Origin of the sequence: Bradyrhizobium sp. (assembly GCF_019242285.1) — a bacterium.
GTDB lineage: Bacteria > Pseudomonadota > Alphaproteobacteria > Rhizobiales > Xanthobacteraceae > Bradyrhizobium.
On record NZ_JAFAVV010000358.1, the window covers coordinates 1 to 2,226 of the forward strand.

The following is a 2,226-nucleotide window of genomic DNA, read 5'->3' on the forward strand; positions in this document are numbered from 1 at the left end:
CTTCGAGTCGGTGCGCTACCCGATCCTGCCGAAAATCACCCGCGCCAAGAGCCGCGTGGCGCGGCGCGAGCTTCTCGAAATTCGCCACCACTCGCTCTATGCGCCGCGTGATTTCGACATCTCGCCCTATTTCGCCGTGGTGAAGCCGACCATCGAGAACGGATTCCAATATAAAAGCCTGCATTGGGCCGACCTTCCGGCACGGCCTTTGGAGGACGAGGCGCCCGCCGTCGAGGCGGACGAGGCGACGCTGGTGCCTGCGGTCGAACGCCGGCGGCGCAGGCGCGTTGCGGCATGATCGCGCCGCTTGTGTGACTCGCACAGGCGGACTACCTCTGCGGCATGTTCGGCGATGCCGCCAAAGCTCTTAGCCAGATGTTCACGCCGCCGTTCCGCACGGTGCTGCTGAAATCGGTCGGCCTCGCGATCCTGCTGCTCGTCCTGCTCGGCATCGGGCTGCACCGGCTGTTCGGCTGGCTGGCCGCCGAAGGCGCCGGTTACCTCGAAGGCGTCACCGGACCCGGCATGGCGACGCCGCTGCATGCGCTGCTCTGGGTGCTGGCGATCGCGGCTGGATTCGGGCTCGTGGCAGGCGCGATCTTCATCATGCCGGCGATCACGGCCTTCGTCGCGAGCTTCTTCTCCGACGAGATCGCCGCCGAGGTGGAGCACACGCACTACCCGGCCGATCCGCCGGGCGTCGCGGTGCCGGTCTGGGTCGCGGGAATCGAGGGGATCAAGACCGCGTTGCTGGCGCTGATCGTTTATCTTGTGGCGCTGCCGTTCGTGCTGTTCGCCGGCATCGGATTTCTCATCCTGTTCGTGGCGAACACGTTCCTGCTCGGCCGTGAATATTTTCTGCTCGCCGCGATGCGCTTTCATTCCGTCGACGACGCAAAGCGCCTGCGCCGGATGCACCACGGCACCGTGATGTTTGCCGGCGCCTTCATCGCGGCGTTCGTGTCGATCCCGATCCTCAATCTGGCGACGCCGCTGTTCGGCATGGCGTTCATGACGCATGTGCACAAGCGGATCGCGGGACCAAAGCGCGAATTGCTGACGCACACCTAGCTTTTCGGCCTCAAATCCACGATGCGCTTCGCCTTGCCGAGCGAGCGCTCGATCGCGCCGGGCGGCGTCGTTTCCACTGTCGCCGTGACGCCGATCAGCGCCTTGATCTGGTGCGCCAGATCCTTGTTGCATGCAGCACGGCTTGCATCGTCCGCACCGGGCCGCGCCTCGACGCGCACCGTCATCTCGTCGAGCCGCTCCACGCGGCGCAGCTCGATCACGAAATGGGCGCTGAGCCGCTCATCCTTCAGAACCAGCTCCTCGATCTGTGTCGGAAACACATTCACGCCGCGCACGATCATCATGTCGTCCGAGCGGCCGGTGATCTTTTCCATGCGCCGCATCGAGCGCGCCGTTCCCGGCAGGAGGCGCGTGAGGTCGCGCGTGCGATAGCGGATCACCGGCATCGCCTCCTTGGTGAGCGAAGTAAAGACGAGTTCGCCCTTTTCGCCCTCCGGTAAAACATCGCCCGTCGAGGGGTCGATCACTTCGGGAAGGAAATGGTCTTCCCAGATGTGCAGCCCGTCCTTGGTCTCGACGCATTCGTTGGCGACTCCCGGTCCCATGACCTCGGAGAGGCCGTAGATATCGACCGCATGCATTTCGAACTCTTCTTCGATCTCGGTCCGCATCGAGTTTGTCCAGGGTTCGGCGCCGAAAATGCCGATCTGTAACGAGGAGGCGCTCGGATCGATTCCGGCGCGGCGAAACTCGTCGAGGATCGCCAGCATGTAGGAGGGCGTCACCATGATCACGTCGGGACGAAAATCGCGGATGAGCTGCACCTGCCGCTCGGTCATGCCACCCGACATCGGCACCACCCCGCAGCCGAGCTTCTCGGCTCCGCCATGCGCACCCAGGCCGCCCGTAAAGAGCCCGTAGCCGTAAGCGATGTGGACGAGCATGCCGGGCCGGGCGCCGGACGCGCGCATCGAGCGCGCCATGAGCGCGGCCCAGGTCTCGAGATCGGCCTTGGTGTAGCCGACGACGGTTGGCTTGCCGGTGGTGCCCGAGGAGGCGTGAATGCGCGCGATCTTCTCGCGCGCCACGGCGAAAAGGCCAAAAGGGTAGTTCTCGCGCAGATCCGCCTTGCTGGTGAAAGGGAATTTGCGCAAATCCTCGAGCCGCTTGAAATCGTTCGGATGGACGCAAGCC

Annotated in this window: 2 protein-coding genes and 1 pseudogene; 2 read left to right on the forward strand and 1 reads right to left on the reverse strand. The window is 64.5% G+C overall.

Annotation, left to right across the window (positions count from 1 at the left end; genetic code table 11):
• Both JOY90_RS14085 and JOY90_RS14090 read left to right on the forward strand, forming a co-directional pair.
• Window positions 1-298, forward strand: a pseudogene (locus JOY90_RS14085) (hypothetical protein); the annotation flags it as partial.
• 44 nt (window positions 299-342) lie between these two features.
• Window positions 343-1,071, forward strand: a complete 729-nt coding sequence (locus JOY90_RS14090; RefSeq protein ID WP_291691730.1) for a sulfate transporter family protein — start codon at window positions 343-345, stop codon at window positions 1,069-1,071.
• Here JOY90_RS14090 and paaK read toward each other — a convergent pair.
• On the reverse strand, window positions 1,068-2,226 hold a 1,159-nt coding region (paaK, locus tag JOY90_RS14095; protein WP_291691731.1), incomplete at its 5' end, for a phenylacetate--CoA ligase PaaK. The two genes, JOY90_RS14090 and paaK, sit on opposite strands and share 4 nt — an antisense overlap.

Bases quoted from the DNA above. Each gene is read 5' to 3' on its own strand.
- JOY90_RS14090 (WP_291691730.1), top strand. From the start codon at position 343: ATGTTCGGCGATGCCGCCAAAGCTCTTAGCCAGATGTTCACGCCGCCG.